Source organism: Cyanobacteriota bacterium, assembly GCA_027618255.1.
In the GTDB taxonomy this organism is placed as follows: Bacteria; Cyanobacteriota; Vampirovibrionia; order LMEP-6097; family LMEP-6097; genus JABHOV01.
Map to the genome: position 1 here is coordinate 1 of JAQCFG010000044.1, position 16,763 is coordinate 16,763.

Sequence of the window (16,763 nt, forward strand, 5' to 3'; positions counted from 1 at the left end):
ACAATAACAAAAAAACAAAACAAACAAGATCATAGTTCTATGCTGTCTTGGCTTACTAACCATTTGTTCAACACCAGGAATACTGTCAATCATACCCACTAAAAAATTCACCAAAGGCGATCCTGGAGGCTATTGGCTACCAAATAATGCGATGATTACTGAGCTTGAAAAGATCCATCAAACAGGTGACATATTACTAGATACTGAGTTCTTGCATCTAGGACATCATGGATCTGAACTTGCTGGTTTCTATGGAGTTAAAGGAGGTCAAATGTACAAATCTGATATTCAAACCAGATGGACTGCAATGCAAACTTTAAATCCACTCTTGCTTCAAGAACTACAAGTTGATTATGTTCTAACTGGACCTCGCACTCAAATTGCAGCAAAACAGAAACCAAGGCTTCTAGACCCACAGCTCTTTGAAGAGATTCTCTCAATTAATAAAGCATCATCCGCTCATCATTTATACAAATTCGTTGGGCAAACTTGGATTAGCTCCCTCACTCAAGATCAAGTCTCAACCTTACATAAAGAATACTTATGGGTAATAGGCTATAGTAAAGGAGATCTTCAATTTGTACCATACAAAATCAAAGGCACTTATGCAACAGCACAAACAAAAGAAGAGCTCAAAGCTACTACCGAAGAGCTTCGAAACACAATCTTAAAAAGTGATAGAGCAATGGCTATTTATACTGTTAGTCAGGCTATGCCTCTTTAAATCACTCGTGCCAGCTCAAAAATATAAGCCACGGTTCTTTTAATGAGCTTGATCCTACCAGACCAAGAGCCGCCCCCCTTGGCTTCGCCGTGCATGCGCTTATTGAAATAAACCGGGATAGTAATGATTTTGCAATTGCGATAAGCATAATAAAGAGCATAAAGATCCAAAGAGAAATCATCAGGCGCGCCTTGCTTAAGGTATTTATTATAGAAGTCACGACTAAATAATTTAGGCTGAGCATTGATTTCTTCAAGTGGAGTTTTCAAAACAATTGAAGCGAGGATTTGCATTCCACAACTAAAAAAAGTCTCTAGTAATTTACGCTCTTTGCGAGCAGCTTTGACAAAAGTATTAATATCGTCAGCATCAAGGTATTTATTATAGGCAGTAATTACATCACTGGGATCAGTTTGCATATCAGCATGAGTCCAAGCCAGAACCTCTCCCTGAGCTTCTTTGAGCCCAGCTAAAATACCATAACCATAGCCATTGTTGACTTTGACTTTGACTAGTTTGATTCCTTGGGCATTTTGTAATTCTTGTGCGAAAACTTGAGCAGAGTCATCAGTAGAGCCGTTATCTACTAGAAGAACCTCAATTCCTTCTACCAATAATTCACTAAATTTCTTGACGATAAGCGGTATATTACCAGCTTCGTTATAGCAAGGAACAACAATTGATAATTTGATACTCATCTTTTGTAAGAATGAAAATCAGCATCAGCAAAAAACTGCTGCCAATATTCAAAACTCCTATAATCATTTGGCGTACCCCAACAGATATAATAATCAATCTCAAAGACACCGACCTTCTTGCCCATGGCAACGAGATTATTAATAGCCTCATCGACATAAAACTCGTTATTAATACGGGTATCAGCTTTGATCATCGCTTCAGCAGCAGCAACAAAAAGACTTCCTTGTTTAAACCAAAAACTACCAACAATCGCATGGTCATTCATCGGATCATCACTAATTGCTTTTTTGACAGAGACAGCAATCACATCAGTGCCATTAGTTTTGATCCAACCATATTGCTGCGGTTTAGCAACCACACATTGATTATTTCTAAAACTAAAAACCAAGGCATCATAGTCTTGCTTCATGCTCTCAAACATCACAGCATCATAAATCATGCCATTGTCACTAGCACCAATCATCAGTTCTTCATCATTATTAATCAAATCCTTTGCCAGCAGGCAAGTAGAAGCCTGTCCCTCAGTGAGCTCTTTGACTTGTACAATTGCGGCTTCTGGATAATGCTGTTTGAGTTTAGTATCAATTTGGTAATCAGTAATATGAAAATCTCTACAAATAAATATCTCGTTACCAGCACCTGGCAAAGCATCCATCGCTTGAACAACCATTGGTTTGCTTAAAACTTCCAATAATGGTTTTGGTGTGGTATATCCTTCTTCAACAAAACGAGAACCAGCACCTGCCATTGGTATCAACTTGTTCGCTGAGCTTTCAATAGCCGGACTCAGGCGAGCGATATTCTCAAAGATCCCAGACCAATAAAGATAGTCACTAAAATCCTCTGGCGTTCCCCACTGACAGAACTGCGGGACCTTGTCATAGACAAGAGTCTTGAGCCCAGCTTCTATCAACAATTCATAAACCATACTGACATAGTATTCACCATTGAGGTCCATTTTTCTATCCATTAATTCTTGAAAGTATTTTTTAACGTAAGAGCCTTTCTTGAAGTAATAGGTTCCAGCCGAATGTTCTGATTCAAACTTATTTGCAGTATAAGAGTATTTTTCCTTGATCTCTAGTAAATATTTATCAGCATCAATCTTGCAGCCAGCATAGAGGTTCTTTTCTGGAATCAAACTAGGATGAAAACCAGTATAGCAAGGGATCGCACCATCACAGCCTGCTTCATTGACAGTCTTCTTGAAATCTGCGTAGTCCCAGTTCATAAAGAAGTCACAGTAATTCACTATCACTTGCTCATCATCATCAATCAAATCAAAGACTTTGGAGACAGCATAAACAGGTCCGAGCTTGTGTCCTTCAATTCCAACAATCTTGGACTTTGGAGCAATGCGCTCAAGCGTTGTTCTCAGCTCCGCAATATCCGCAAGAGCATCTTGACGACAGACAAAAATTATATCTTCTTCGCCAGGAAATAATTTAGTGACATATTCAATAATAGGTATGCCATGCACCTTGATCAAGGGTTTAAGATCTTTGTAACCAGCTTCTACAAAGCGCTTACCTACACCAGTCATTGGCACAATGATTTTCATTGACCAATCACCTTCTTGCGATATTTTTCGCTGTCCATATTGTCAAGATGCTGACTACTTTCTTGAGAGATATAGTTCAAATTCTCAGCCGCGATACTATTAATAATAAAAAACAATGCTATTAATGTCTCTTCAATAGCCAGTGCTTCTTTCTCATTTGTTTTGTAACGAATTGTATTAGATTTAAGATCAATATTGATCTTGTTTTCCAGCTTAGTACTAAAAGCAATATTGTTTTGTAAATAGATACGTTGATCAGGGAAAACCGCTCTTGAGAAGAAATCATAACTAAGTTCACTAGAATACTTTCTCAAGTTCTGTTTCAAGTAGCTTGAATCGCTTAACAAGATAGCGCCATCTTGTTTGAGCTTTGCATCTGGATAGCTTTCTATTTCAAAAGCTTGTTTCAAGTCTTCATTAATCCTGGTATGTAAATCTAGAGCTTCGCGGGCTGAGTCAGCACTAATCACGAGTCCATGATTCTGCAAAAAAAGTATATTTGGTTTAATGCCATGCTCTATCTCAAAGGCTATAACCTCATCACTGATTAACTTAGACAGATGGTAACCAGGAGCCCGGTATTCTATCCATAAGGCATTGTGATCACTATCAACTAGTTCATCGAACAATTGTTTGGCTTGCTTACTACAATTGATCAAATTACTATAAGTAGAATGACAATGAATCACATAAGCGCCTAGCATGGTATGCAAACCAGTTTCCATAGACGCCTTAGCTGAGTTGATAGTATGATTAGAAACAAAATCACCATAGCTCTTGTCATCAGCACTAGTCCCCTGCAAGAAACTAACTATCTCGGGATAAGTAACTACAGCATAAGCAGCATCAGTAGTAACATCACTAAGAATATGCCCAGAGGCTTTAACAGCCATTAATTTGTCATCAAGTTTGACGGAAGTATTGCCACCACCGCCTTGAACATAATCATGATGAGCTCCGATACTTGATGAAATCAATTCAAGCTCTTTGAGTTTATGGAGATATTTTTTCATCTCTAATATACTCGTCATCCCTTTGCCTCTATCTCCATTCTCTTAAAAATACTATAAGTTGCAAATAATTGCAGTAAACCTCGATCATCAGCTTCCCATTCTGGTTCAGCGAGTATGATGTCTTCAAGCTCAGGCAATAAGTCATAAGCAATCTGTTCTATTTTGGCTTGAGCTACCTTACCCTCAAAACGCAAGAACTGCTTTTCTTCTTGGTAGTAGTGTTGTATTTCCAGATCTTGTTGATCAGCAAGTTGATTCAAACAAGCTTCAAAATCAATATCACTATTAAATTCCAAAACCAAAGCTTGCACGGTTTCTGTAGCTTCATAAGATACAACCAAATCAGCATGCTTCTCTTGCACTTCAATAAACATAGAAGAGTCTTCTTTTCGCTCTTCTATTTGCTGCACTACTTTTTCTTCACTGTGCCCGCGCTCTTCTTGATCTCTAGCTACTTTCCACTTCAAGGCAAGCTGCTGCTCTGGTTTCATAAAAACCTTGAAGTCATAGAGCCGGCGCATCGCTGGTAAATAAAACGGATGCAAGCCTTCAAAAATAATTATGCGATTGGCTTGTACTGCTTTAGGTATCGTGAAACGACCGTCAGCATGGTCATAGTGACGGCGTTTAATAGAACCGCCTTCTTTGAGCATCTGAGCGTGCTTAATGTCTTCGTGTAATTTATTTGCTTTGGGGTTGAGGTGTGTATAAATCTTCCACATTGGATCACCGCGTTCATATTTGTGCATATCATCACCACGAATCACCGTTGTATTTTTCTTCGCAAAAACTTTTTCAAGCAAATTAGAGAAAGTAGTTTTGCCAGCACCAGAGTTACCACCGATACCAACCAATAATGGTTTGTTTTTGATCTTATAATTGAGATTGCTTTTAATTCCTTTGGTATAAATCCATAAGCAATTAATGACGATGCTAGTTTGCAAAAGAGTAAAAGCAAGATTGAGCGCAAGCTTGGCGTCCAAACCTTGATCAAGCAAAGCCTGAAACAAGCTTGAGCCATTTGCTCCAAATTGATTTAGCAGCAAGAAATCAGAACCAGGTATAAGGGCAAAATAGCCAAAATAACAGAAATTCAATAACACAAAATTGTAGAGAGGAGCCTCTTGCTGCCGAATGTAGAAGTAAATCAAAAATGGCACTGTCCAGTAATACCAGCCTTGCATCGGTGGAATAAAGACAGTCAGAATCCCAAAACTAAAGCCTAAAAACATCACAAAGATCTCTCGGCTATAAGATTTATAGTTCAAGCTATTGAGAATCAATATCAAATAGATTGCTGGAATAATATAAAAGCTCAAGTCCTGCGGAAAATGAATCAATGACGAGAAGACTTTAGCTTGTTGATTGTTGTGAAAAACGATATTGTTAAAACCTTCACTCATTAAATAAGGGGAATTGATCAAGAAAAATAATCCTATATGAATTAGCAGACCAGCTCCCAAATATTTAAGCTTGGAAACACAATCCGTTCTTGATTTCCAAATATAGAAGAAATAAAATGGCAAAACAATAAATATATGAGTCTTGCAAAGTAAAGCAGCAGCAAGCAGGGCTAAAGAGAGATAGAATTTTTCCTTGAAAAGCAGATGGAGACTGAGAAACAAAAATGCAATGGGAATTACATCAAGTTGTCCGTGCATATAATTGATATAAATCAAAATTGGCGAAAGCCAGTAAAGATACAAGACTTGCTTAGTTTGATTTTTGAGCCACCTTAATAGCACCATCAAAATAGCAAGATCAGCCAAAAGCAAAGGTATTCTCAAAAGCAAGAGATCAAAATTGATACTAAATTTGCTAGTACCTAGTAAAGTACTAACCACTAATTTCGGCAAAGACAAAATCCACAACATCAAAGCCGGATACGGAAAAACATCCATCTTGCCAAGTTCATAAAAATACTGATAAGGATTAGCCGGAAATGAATCAACAAAAAAATTGACAAATGGCAGAAATAATCCGGATAAAAAATTAGAAGCAAGAAAAAAAGCTAGTATTAATTTGACTACTAAACCAACAAAAAAAACTGGAGAGTCCAAACCCTCTACTTTTATATTGCCAAATCGGTCGTAAAAGATTTTTTTCATTGATAATAGGCTCTATTTTTTAAAGACTAAGCACTTTATTCCCGCGAAATTAGTCAGAGTAGTAAAACCAATCACTATAATATTAGCGATCTTTGGCTCAAGTCCCCAGAAATATGTCAGTGCTTTAAGTAATAACAAACCCAAAATCAAAGAGACAAGATAAACGCTGTAGTATTTAGTCACTTGATTATCAACTTCGTGCTTTTGTCCAAAAGTCCAAGACTTATTTAGACCATAGCCAGCAAAGACACCAATCATAAAGCCTGAGCCAGATGCAAGCAAATAATTCAAGTGCAGGTAGTCAAGCAAAATCCAAAAACAAGAGTAATTAACGATGGTAGAAAGAACCCCAACCACAACAAACTTGCTAAATTGTTTAGCGACTTGCAAACTAGCTCTATAATAATACAGATGCTCAAAATTAGTCATAGAATCAACAGCATAAAAGCTCTCCAGCAAGTCCCTCCCGGCTATGGCGTAGAACTTGATCTCAGAGACCAAGCTGGTGAGCTGATACTACAGCATGACCCATTTAAGCCAGGTGAAAGCTTTGACGAATACCTCAAGTCTTATAAGCATTCACTGATTATTTTAAACCTAAAGTCCGAAGGACTTGAAGAGCGGGTTCTTGAACTAGTTAAAAAATATCAAGTCAAGGATTATTTCATGCTCGATCTCTCTTTACCTTATCTGGTCAAACACTCAAACCAGGGCCTCAAAGATATTGCTATTCGTTATTCAGAATATGAACCGATAGAACTAGCTAGTAAATTCATTGGCAAAGTAGATTGGGTTTGGCTAGATTGTTTCAATGGTTACCATCTTCCAGATAAGGATTATGCAATACTTCGTGACAATTTCAAGCTCTGCATGGTCTCGCCAGAGTTGCAAGGCTACCCCGTCGAAGACATTGCGTTATTCAAAAACAAACTTGGCTCCAAAACGATTGATGCCGTTTGCACGAAGAGGCCAGAGCTATGGTAATTATTTTTCCTGATGTCGATCTAACTGAAGTCAAAGCTGTTTTGCTTGACTTGGACAATTGTTTGTACCCATATGATATTTGTCATGCTCGCGCTCTTGAAGATTGTATCCAAAAACTCAGCCAAGAATTCCCTCAAATCTCAGAGGCTAAACTAAAAGAAGAATACGAGAAATCCCGCAAAGCTTGTCACAGACGACTTGATGGCACAGCCTCTTCTCACTCGCGCCTGCTTTATTGCAAGGGTTTACTTGAAAACATCACCGGCAAAACCCAAGCAGCTTTGAGCCTTGAGCTTGAAGAACTTTATTGGTCTAGTTACATGGGGCAAATGCAACTCGATACTAAAGCATTAGCCTTCCTCAAAGAATGTAAAAACAAATCTATTCCAATCTCACTAGTCACCGATCTTACTGAACAAATTCAACTCCGCAAAATCATCAGACTTGGTATCGCTGACTATATTGATTTTGTTGTTAGTTCAGAAGAAGCAGGGGTGGAGAAACCTGCAGCTAAGATCTTTGAGCTTGCCTTGTCCAAGCTAGGTAAAAAAGCTAGTGAAGTGATTATGATTGGTGATAATTTAGAAAAAGATATCAAAGGTGCTGAGGCTCTTGGGATTAAAGCCTATCCTGTCACTTGCTTGGAATCCAAGTAAGCAGTAATTGCAACTATCTTGCCAGCCTCATTAAATTCAATGATATCTACAACATCAATAATCTTGCCATCAAAGTCAAGCTTGAGCTGGGCAGCAACAGTGTTTTGGGCGGAATCAGCGATGATGCGCTTTGAGATCAAAGTGATCTTCTCAGTAGCAGCAAAAATAGCCTTATTCATTTCTAAAACCTTAGCTTTAGATCTAAGTTCTTGAATCATCGGATCAAAAAGAACCACACCATCACTAAACATAGTTTCTAAACTATCTAGATCTTGACTAGCAAAAGCCACAAGGTATTGCATAGTCAGTTGTTCAAGATTATTAGTTGCTTGCATCATTAAACCTTAAATTCTTTGTACTCAGGGAAGTGTACAAAAAACTGATCATAAAAAAATTTAGAATAAGCCTGGAAGCTCCAACGGTTATGGAAACCATATTTGGCTCTCATCCAATGTGTACCGTCTTCAACCATCTTGCGCAAGTTGACATCATAAGGATCGGTACCCATAAGATCTGCTTTGGTCTTAAGCGGTGAATCATCTTCGATTTGAATTACTTTGCGACTAATACCAGCAGCCCAGTCATTGACATAAGCCTTGGTTATAACTTCTAAATCGGCAGCATATCCTCTGAAGTTACTACCATCAAACAAGAAGTTCATCTTACTTGGTTTGTCTGGCGTCATGATATCTAGCAAACATTCTTTGCGAATAAACCAAGACAGGAATTGCACATCACCAAAGTATTTGACCTTTTCAACGGTCATTAATTGTTTTTCACCCCAGTTATCAGCACAAGGTGAAAGAATTCCAATACGAGGATGCTTTTCAATTTCTTCTCTGAGAGTTTTCACAATTGGTTCTTGCTGAGGAAATTGAACATCATTACAAACTAAAAAGATGTACTTATATTTATCAAGTTTCTTTTCTTCATACAGCTTAGTCAAGGCATAGTTGAAGCCTCTAGCATATCTCAAACCAGTTTCAACATCTTCCTTAGAATCCGCGTGCCAAGTGTGATTCTTAGACAATTTTTTTTTACTTGAACCACTTTCTAAGATAAAAATATCAGTTTCAGCTTTATCATATTTCATGATGCGATCATGGAGTGCATCGGTGATCTCAGGTAAATTCCTATTCAATATTATTGTTGCAGTATCTTTCATTAAACTATTAACCTAAATCCTTTTACATATCTCAGTATGGACTCTTTAACTCGATTTTTCAAATGCGCTTCAATATCAATACTCGGAAGAGCTTTGACAGCTTCGGCTTTGATTTCCAAAAACTCAGGGGTTGCAAAAACATAATGCCCAGCAATGATAGATCTGTCTCTATCAGTAGCATCTGTACCTGGAAGCATCCACTTATTCCATTTATTGGAGTTGTAAGCATGCTGCAAAAATCTCTCGGCTAATTTCTTTTGTTTATTAGCTTCAAGCAATTCCAAGAAAGCTCTAGTCTCTTCAACACCAAACTCTGGTGCTACGTTAGCAGCATGAATTCCAACCTTGGGGTGCCAGCGCAACGCTTCAGTAGAAAGATAGTCAGTATTGTGCTCTTTCATATAGATTCCATATTTCTCGCAAAGCTCTATCATCTTAGGAATTTGAATCTCAGCAGGAATCTCGTCAGCAATTCTAAAGGGTGTATCAAAAGTACCTACGTTTTTGGTTTCCATTACTTTAGTGCCTGTTTGCATTACTACGAACAATGGTTTTTGGATAGTGTTTTTGTCACAGAATTTCATCACGCTACTTAGGACATGCTCCAGTTCCTCACTGGTGTTCATGCCACCACTTTGCTCTTCGGTACCAATTTCAAAAGCTATATCGTTACTTGTTCTATTTGCAATATCAGAGCAAAAATCAAGTAACTCATAGACTCTTTCTAAAATCTCATCGGTAGTAGATCTACCAAAAATATCCTCACTCGGGTCAATATGAATAATTTGAAAACCGGAACGAATATCAGCTTCGTATGATTTCTTGGCTGATTCCATCGCCTGGCGAAGGCTCAATTTCTTTTCTTTTTCTATAGTATTTTGCCAAGGACCACCATGGTCTCTAGCGAGAAGTACATAACCTCTTTTGTCATTTTCGATAACATACTTTGAAAACTCTTCAGTGGTCCAATTATTTACATAACCTCCACCAAAATCTGCTGAATCAATTTGCCTTCTACTTGCAATGAGCATTAAGGGGATTCTATTATCGTTTGCAATCTCAATTGATGCATCAACACAGTTGACACTCATGGGCCCCACTCCCAGAAGCGTACATCTTCTCGATCTCATTGTAGTTTCTAGCTTTGTTCTAATCATTCAACACCTATTGTATGCCCAATTATGGTATTTTTATCATAAGCTAGTTTTGCAATTAGGTAGCATGAAATATATAAAATACATAGCTGGAATATTAATCCTTGTATTGGTTCTCAACAATTCCAATCTAGGTGCCGTACTGGATTTATTTAGATCAGTAGATTATTTATTAATCGCAGCCAACCTCCCTGTCTTTGTTCTAGGCATCGCAGTCAATTCTTATAAATGGAATCTACTAATACCAAACTATCGTTTTTCAACTCTATTCACCTCAAACCTAATCTCTGCCTATTATGCAATCTTTATGCCTGGGCAGGTTGCAAGTGAAGCTCTGAAGATTTATAGAATGAAAGATGTCAAAGAAAATGATGTTGCTCGAATAACTTGCTCTGTCTTTGTAGATAAACTCATTGGTGTTATTGGCTTATTAATTGTTGGATCCGCTGGAATCCTGCTCTCTAGTCACAAAGAAAAGCTAATGCCGCTGCTTTACGCATTTGCTTTAAGTATCTCCGGAGTCCTGCTTCTTATTTTCAACACTGCTTTAATCATCAAAATCTTTAGATTTATAAGTAAGGGCTTAAGCAAATTACAAATTATTAAAAAACTCGATGAATTACTCTTGTCTTTTGAAAATAGTTTCAATGAAATTTTGCACGGACAATATATTTTAGTCTCAAAAGCTATTCTCTTGAGTATTATTTTCCAGACAATTAATATCATTGGCAACTACTTAGTAGCACAAGCCATTCATCTTGATGTCGCTTTTGTTGACTTTCTTTGGATCATTGCCTTGATCTCTATCGCTCTGGTATTGCCGATTACAGTCGGTGGCTTAGGGATTAGAGAACTAAGCTTTGTTGGTGTTTTCAAATTTCTTAACCTGCCAATTGAAGGTGCGCTGGCTTTGTCTATAGCCAGTTATGGCATGCTGATTTACCATTCAAGCTTTGGCTACCTCGTGGATCTGGTTTGGGGGGTCAAACAAGATCCTGAGACTTAGTGCCTAGCTAGAGAGTTTCAGAACAAGTCTTGCGTGGTATACTATTATCGAAATGAGCACTAAGGAAAAAGAATATTTTGGCGGCAATGAAATCAGTTATTATGCTGAGACTCAATGTGGTAAACAACCTTTTGCAGCTTCACCCTACGAGTATTACCTTTATGCCGCTAACGCTACTGAAACAATAACTGTAGCAAATCTCAAATCATATACTGTTTATGCCTATCAAACAGCTGAAGCAATTAATATCAGCGCTAACGGCCAAGATTTTGTTCTTACTGAAGGTGATAGTTTTCAAGTAGAAAACCTTGATGGAGTCAAAATTAAATTACCAGCTGGGGCAAGGGTATTAATCGCAGGTACAGTTGAAACCAAAATCACAGAGAGTTCTGCGACTGCAACTAAGTACGATGACATCAAAAAAGTAATTAAGCCTTGGGGACACGAGTTGTGGATTAGCGATGATCATCCAAACTATGCCCTAAAACAAATTGCAATTAAACAAGGCACCAAAACATCTTTGCAGTATCACCGCTTCAAACGTGAGACCAATGTATTGTTTTCAGGTACTGCAAGACTACATTTCAAAACAAACGATGCTGCCGAAAATGATTCTGTACAACCCGCTGATATCAGCACCAATGATTTAAATCCAGTTTCTTCAATTGACGTAATGCCTGAATGCCTGCATCGCCTTGAGGCAATGACTGATGTACTACTATACGAGGTATCAACTCCTCACTTAGACGATGTTATTAGGGTTAGCGACGATACCGCCAGAGTTGATGGTCGTATTGACGCTGAGCACGTAAATAGATGAGCCAAGTTGTAGTCTGTATACTAACTTCCGGACGCGGAACTCGAATGGGTGAGTTTTGTGAAATTGCCAACAAAGCAATTCTGCCAATTGATAACAAAGGTGTGATTAGTCACATCATTAATCAATTCCCGCATGATACCAAATTCATTATCTCACTGGGTTTCAAGGCTGATCAAGTACGCAACTACTTAGATATTGCTCACAGTGATGCTGATATTGAATATGTAACAGTGGACAAATTTGAAGGTGAAGGCACAGGACCAGGCTACTCACTTGCTTGCTGCAAAGAACATCTCAATAGACCATTTTACTTTGTCTCTTGCGACACACTTTGGACCAATGACATTCCTCTTGATATAGAAGAGAATTGGTTTGGTACTGCGCCAGTATCAGCAGAGGATTCTAAACATTATTGCAATTTCAAAATCAAAGATGGCAAGATCGCTGGGATTTTTGATAAAGAAAGAGTATCAGGCAATGAGTACGAAGCCTTTGTAGGACTATGTTTCATCCATGACCATATCAAGTTCTGGAAATCACTTGAAGCCAAGGATTTGATCCGAGGCGAGCTGCAAATCTCCAACGGAATAAGAGCACTTGTTGCCAATGGCGAGGCTAAAGCAGTACCGATTCATTGGATCGATGTTGGTAATGAAGATCTTTATCAAGAAGTTAGAGCACTCTATGAGGATTTCAATTTCAGTAAATCCAATGAGTTTTTCTATACTATCAACAATAAAGTAATCAAATTTTTTGCCGATGCCAAAATTACAGAACTCAGAGTAAAGAAAGCAGCTCTCAATCCAGCTGTCTTCCCGCAAATTAGTTTTCACAAAGATCAATTCTATGCTTATGAGTTTCTGCCTGGTGATGTGCTCTATGACCTCAATTCACCAGAGCGCTTCACCAAGTTCCTGCAATGGCTCAAAAAAGAACTTTGGAAACCAGTCGAGGTAGACCCCAAAGTCTTTACCAAGGCTTGTCATCATTTCTATTTCGAGAAGACTAAACAAAGACTCGAAAAATATTTTGCTAAATACCCTGGAGATGACAAATCATTTATCCTAGATGGCGAAAAGCTTCCAAGTTGTAGTGAACTAATAGCTCAAGTGCCATGGGATGAATTAGAAGACGGTATTCCGGTATTCATGCATGGAGACTTGCAGTTTGACAATGTAATTTATAACGAGAAGACCGGTGAGTTTGCTCTGATTGATTGGCGACAAGACTTTGCTGGTCATGTAGAGTTTGGTGATTGGTATTATGACCTTGCCAAAATGGTTGGTGGCATTCTACTAAACTATGACTATGTCAAAAAAAATCTAATGAGCTATCACGAAGACGGTGACAAGGTTACTATCGATTTTGCAACGAGATATCTTAGTAACAAATATGAAAATATACTGGCTGACTTTATCAAAGAACAAGGCTTAGATCTTGCAAGAGTGCATATGCTACGTGCTTTGATTTATCTCAATATGTCACCTCTGCACCACAATCCTTTTGACAAGCTCTTGCGTGCTCTTGGCGTCAAGCTACTATCTGATGCACTAAAGGAACATAAAAATGCCTCTGGGAAATAAAACTCAATTATTTTTCTCCGCTTCTTCTCAACCTGGCAATTTTGGAGCTAGTGTTTATAACTACCTATTCAAGCAGCTCGATATCGATGCTGTCTACTTACCTCGCAAAGTATTAGACGCAGCCAAGTTAATTGAAGCGATACGTACTCTAGACATCAGCGGTTGTAGCATTTCGATGCCACTTAAAGGGCAAGTCATTCCTTACCTCGATGAGCTAGAAGAACTCTCTCAAGCGACTCAGTCAGTAAACACGATTACAAATAAAGATGGCAAACTCACTGGCTATAACACTGATTGTTATGGAGCCTTTCAAGTCATTGACAATATTTTCAAACCGAAGTCAGCTTTAGTTTACGGCTCAGGCAGCGTAACAGCATCTGTAATCACAGCCTTGCACAAGTTTGGCTGCAGCGAGATTTTTATCACAGCCAGAAATCAAACCAATGCTCAAGCGATAGCTGATAAATACAAAATCACGGCACTAAATCATAACGAGGCAAAGTCTCATAAATTTGAGCTTTTAATCAATACAAGTCCGGCCAGTAAAGACCCAAGCAACACTGTGCTCTTTGAACTACTAGATCAAGTTGAGTCTTTATTTGACTTACCAGTCTCTACTACAGACACTGCCTTAATCGCTGAAGCTCGTAAACGCGGCATGAAACTATCACCAGGTTTTGAAATGTCTAAATATCAATTACAAAAACAATTTTCTATTTATACTGGGATTTGGCCTGATATTGAAAAGATCGATGAAGCGATGAGATTGAATGGGTTTGTGTAGAAATTAGTAAATCTAGGAATGTATTCCCTAAAAATCTGAGATTTAAAGAATACACTCCTAGATTTACTAAAGAAAAAGCTTAGAAAATAAGGATTATATCAACGCGCAGACACCTATAATGTAACCAATTCCCATAAAAATTGATTACATTATAGCCTTAGTCATAATATACTGTAGCTATGTCATATCTGCTTTTATTACTATTATTAGTCATTCTCAACTGGTTTGGTTATAAACTCAGCAACAACTTATTAAGAACTAACCCTTGCTTGGTGGCTTTACCCCAAATAGGCAAAATTGCGATTGATTTAGTAATTGGCTTTTCAGCTTTTTTACTAGTTACTCACTTTGCAGCCTATGTCTTGAATAGTTTTAGCCAAGCATGCTATTTAAACACTTTTATACTAGCAATTTGGTTTTTAAGCGATATTAAAAACATCAAGAACTATATCAAAGAAACCAAAATATCAGAACTCAACTTATCAATTATTTTCTATGCTCTGATTCTTGGCTTCATTGCAGCCTATAAGAATCTATACATTGGAGATTCAGCTAAATTTCACTTTGCAGTAATTAGTAGTATTGTTAATAACCAGATATATCCACCCACAGCATACTTTGACTTCGCACAAAGCTTTAACGGCTACCATTTTGGCATAGTCGCTAGCTCTGCTTTATATAAAATACTCTGTGGCTTTGATATTTTTCAAGCCTCAGCTATCCAGCTGGGCTTGCAAGTTACTCTATCGGTTATTCTTCTTTTTAGTTTATTTAATCTGATCTGTAAATCTACAACTTGGTCAATCATATTGACTACTGTTTTTATTCATGGCTACTCAATATTGCAAGGCAGTTCAACTATTTCTTGGCTCTTTTCCAGAACTCAGACCCTTACTTTTTCCTGCACTATAGTTTTGATCATAATTTTTCTGAGCCTAGAGAAACAAAATTACAAGCATGCACTCTTGATTTTAAGTTGCCTTTCTTTTTTTCTTTATTTCAGCTTCCCTGCAAATTGGTATCCCTTAATAGTTGGTGCTATCAGCTTTTTTATTGTTGAATCTCTTTTCAATAAGAATTGGAGTCAAGAAAGGACAATTTTCATTGCAAGCATCGCTTCTTGTTTAGCTCTCGGTAAATTCCTCACTCTCATGAAGCCTCTAACTCAGTTAAATGGGGTTGAAGCACTTGTATTCAAGCCTGGACTCAGGTGGTATGCCATGCTGAATGCAGATACTCAAAACTATTTGCCAAAAATCACAAGCATCCAATTAGATCAAATGGTTACGGTTCCATTATTTTCTTGGTATAGTCTAAAATCATTCCTCTTACTTTTCGTAATTGCAACTCTTCTTTTTTTAATAGATAGTTTTCACTTTCAAAACTTCAAAAAGTCTATTTTGTACTTTGCCGCTTCAGCAAGTATGCTTGTGCCATTTCTATATGTTTTTGAACCCTATCCCAAAGACACTCAAAGGTTCCTATTTTACTCGCAAATGATTTTCATGCTTTATATTTTGCTATTTATTGCTGAACACTGGCAAATTAAAATTCCAAAGCAATTAAATTTAATCTATCTTTTCTCTTTAATGACTATCGCTTATCCAGTAATTTTCAAACCAGAATCTTTCAAAACATTTGCCATACCACAATCACAAAGAGAACTTATTGCCGAATTAGAGAAGATACATAAATCAGGAGATGTAATGATAGACACTGAATTCTTACATATTAACTCTTCCTACACTAATCTAGCTGGCTTCTATGGTGTTGGCGGACATTTTTATTCGGCAGACACCATTTCAAAAATTACCGCAATTTATCTTCTGAATCCATTATTACTACAAGAATTGAATGCAGATTATATTCTGATCACTAGAGAATATAAACAATTTGAAAATAAGGTAATGCGAACGGTAATTAGTCCAGTCAATGAGCTATCAGAACAGGCCCTTACTAGGATGAATGACCCACAACTTTTTGAAATCATCAAACTCAAATCCTCTCCAACAAGCTTACTGCTAAAATTTAAAGCGAAAAACTATAGCTTTAGCGATCAAGAAAAAGAAGAGTTGCAACAAGAATACTATTGGACTATTGGTAGACGCAATATTTATAATTTCCAACTAACCCTAGGGAATGATGGTAAATTAATCAAAGCAAACTCCAAAGCACAACTCGAACCACTGTTCCGTAAAGCCCAACATGATCTTGCCCAAACTGACGTACTATTTGCAGCATCTCTTTCGATGGGAGCCAAAGCCAATCCGGTGACAGTACCAGAAGCTAGTCGTCAGTCACATCCAGGCGAGTCTCTTGACGATTACACACCCAAAATAGAACCTAATTCCCCTTAGTCACCAGCAATTCTTCCTGTAACTCTATTTCCATTGGCCTACACACAAAAAATGATAAACTAAATTAATGTCAATCTCTCAACGATCATTTCTAAAATCACTTGATTACACATTGAAAAAACTCATTATTTGCACCCCAATAGTACTTA

The 16,763-nt window shown here is 37.7% G+C and carries 16 protein-coding genes; 8 read left to right on the forward strand and 8 right to left on the reverse strand.

Annotated elements, in window-relative coordinates; all coding sequences use genetic code 11:
• Window positions 1-151: 151 nt before the first annotated feature.
• Entirely contained in the window at window positions 152-724 is a 573-nt protein-coding gene (locus O3C63_06855; protein ID MDA0772647.1) for a hypothetical protein, read from the forward strand.
• Here the strand turns inward: O3C63_06855 and O3C63_06860 are convergent.
• The 5 genes from O3C63_06860 to O3C63_06880 are packed head-to-tail and all read right to left on the reverse strand — an operon-like array spanning window position 721 to window position 6,495.
• Window positions 721-1,422 (reverse strand): glycosyltransferase family 2 protein, encoded by a 702-nt coding sequence (locus tag O3C63_06860; protein ID MDA0772648.1) that lies wholly within the window; start codon window positions 1,420-1,422, stop codon window positions 721-723. The genes O3C63_06855 and O3C63_06860 overlap by 4 nt on opposite strands.
• Entirely contained in the window at window positions 1,419-2,984 is a 1,566-nt protein-coding gene (locus O3C63_06865) for a sugar phosphate nucleotidyltransferase (GenBank protein ID MDA0772649.1), read from the reverse strand. The genes O3C63_06860 and O3C63_06865 overlap by 4 nt, the downstream gene beginning before the upstream one ends.
• Window positions 2,981-4,015 carry a class II aldolase/adducin family protein gene (locus tag O3C63_06870; protein MDA0772650.1) on the reverse strand — a complete coding sequence of 345 codons (1,035 nt, stop codon included), beginning with the start codon at window positions 4,013-4,015 and terminating at the stop codon, window positions 2,981-2,983. Before O3C63_06870 ends, O3C63_06865 begins: the two co-directional genes overlap by 4 nt.
• Complete coding sequence (locus tag O3C63_06875; GenBank protein MDA0772651.1) at window positions 4,012-6,105, reverse strand: zeta toxin family protein; 2,094 nt, start codon at window positions 6,103-6,105, stop codon at window positions 4,012-4,014. Before O3C63_06875 ends, O3C63_06870 begins: the two co-directional genes overlap by 4 nt.
• 12 nt (window positions 6,106-6,117) lie before the next feature.
• The gene (locus O3C63_06880; protein ID MDA0772652.1) at window positions 6,118-6,495 is read right to left on the reverse strand and encodes a GtrA family protein; all 378 of its coding nucleotides are present in this window, start codon (window positions 6,493-6,495) and stop codon (window positions 6,118-6,120) included.
• 21 nt (window positions 6,496-6,516) lie between these two features.
• On the opposite strand from O3C63_06880, the gene O3C63_06885 reads away from it, so the two are divergent.
• The gene (locus O3C63_06885) at window positions 6,517-7,089 is read left to right on the forward strand and encodes a hypothetical protein (GenBank protein MDA0772653.1); all 573 of its coding nucleotides are present in this window, start codon (window positions 6,517-6,519) and stop codon (window positions 7,087-7,089) included.
• On the forward strand, window positions 7,083-7,745 hold the full coding sequence (locus O3C63_06890; GenBank protein MDA0772654.1) for an HAD family hydrolase: 663 nt from the start codon (window positions 7,083-7,085) through the stop codon (window positions 7,743-7,745). The genes O3C63_06885 and O3C63_06890 overlap by 7 nt, the downstream gene beginning before the upstream one ends.
• Here O3C63_06890 and O3C63_06895 read toward each other — a convergent pair.
• The 3 genes from O3C63_06895 to O3C63_06905 are packed head-to-tail and all read right to left on the reverse strand — an operon-like array spanning window position 7,715 to window position 10,001.
• Complete coding sequence (locus tag O3C63_06895) at window positions 7,715-8,083, reverse strand: nuclear transport factor 2 family protein (protein ID MDA0772655.1); 369 nt, start codon at window positions 8,081-8,083, stop codon at window positions 7,715-7,717. The two genes, O3C63_06890 and O3C63_06895, sit on opposite strands and share 31 nt — an antisense overlap.
• Entirely contained in the window at window positions 8,083-8,910 is an 828-nt protein-coding gene (locus O3C63_06900; protein MDA0772656.1) for a hypothetical protein, read from the reverse strand. Before O3C63_06900 ends, O3C63_06895 begins: the two co-directional genes overlap by 1 nt.
• On the reverse strand, window positions 8,910-10,001 hold the full coding sequence (locus O3C63_06905; GenBank protein ID MDA0772657.1) for a class II D-tagatose-bisphosphate aldolase, non-catalytic subunit: 1,092 nt from the start codon (window positions 9,999-10,001) through the stop codon (window positions 8,910-8,912). The genes O3C63_06900 and O3C63_06905 overlap by 1 nt, the downstream gene beginning before the upstream one ends.
• A 130-nt stretch (window positions 10,002-10,131) precedes the next feature.
• Here O3C63_06905 and O3C63_06910 point away from each other — a divergent pair, with 130 nt between their 5' ends.
• The 5 genes from O3C63_06910 to O3C63_06930 all read left to right on the forward strand — a co-directional run bounded on the left by O3C63_06910 (window position 10,132) and on the right by O3C63_06930 (window position 16,614).
• Entirely contained in the window at window positions 10,132-11,070 is a 939-nt protein-coding gene (locus O3C63_06910; GenBank protein ID MDA0772658.1) for a lysylphosphatidylglycerol synthase transmembrane domain-containing protein, read from the forward strand.
• A gap of 52 nt (window positions 11,071-11,122) precedes the next feature.
• The gene (locus O3C63_06915) at window positions 11,123-11,890 is read left to right on the forward strand and encodes a hypothetical protein (protein MDA0772659.1); all 768 of its coding nucleotides are present in this window, start codon (window positions 11,123-11,125) and stop codon (window positions 11,888-11,890) included.
• Window positions 11,887-13,473: an NTP transferase domain-containing protein gene (locus tag O3C63_06920; GenBank protein ID MDA0772660.1), complete on the forward strand. Its 1,587-nt coding sequence runs from the start codon at window positions 11,887-11,889 to the stop codon at window positions 13,471-13,473. Before O3C63_06915 ends, O3C63_06920 begins: the two co-directional genes overlap by 4 nt.
• Window positions 13,457-14,257 carry a shikimate dehydrogenase gene (locus tag O3C63_06925; GenBank protein ID MDA0772661.1) on the forward strand — a complete coding sequence of 267 codons (801 nt, stop codon included), beginning with the start codon at window positions 13,457-13,459 and terminating at the stop codon, window positions 14,255-14,257. Before O3C63_06920 ends, O3C63_06925 begins: the two co-directional genes overlap by 17 nt.
• 179 nt (window positions 14,258-14,436) lie before the next feature.
• On the forward strand, window positions 14,437-16,614 hold the full coding sequence (locus O3C63_06930) for a hypothetical protein (protein ID MDA0772662.1): 2,178 nt from the start codon (window positions 14,437-14,439) through the stop codon (window positions 16,612-16,614).
• Window positions 16,615-16,763: the final 149 nt, after the last annotated feature.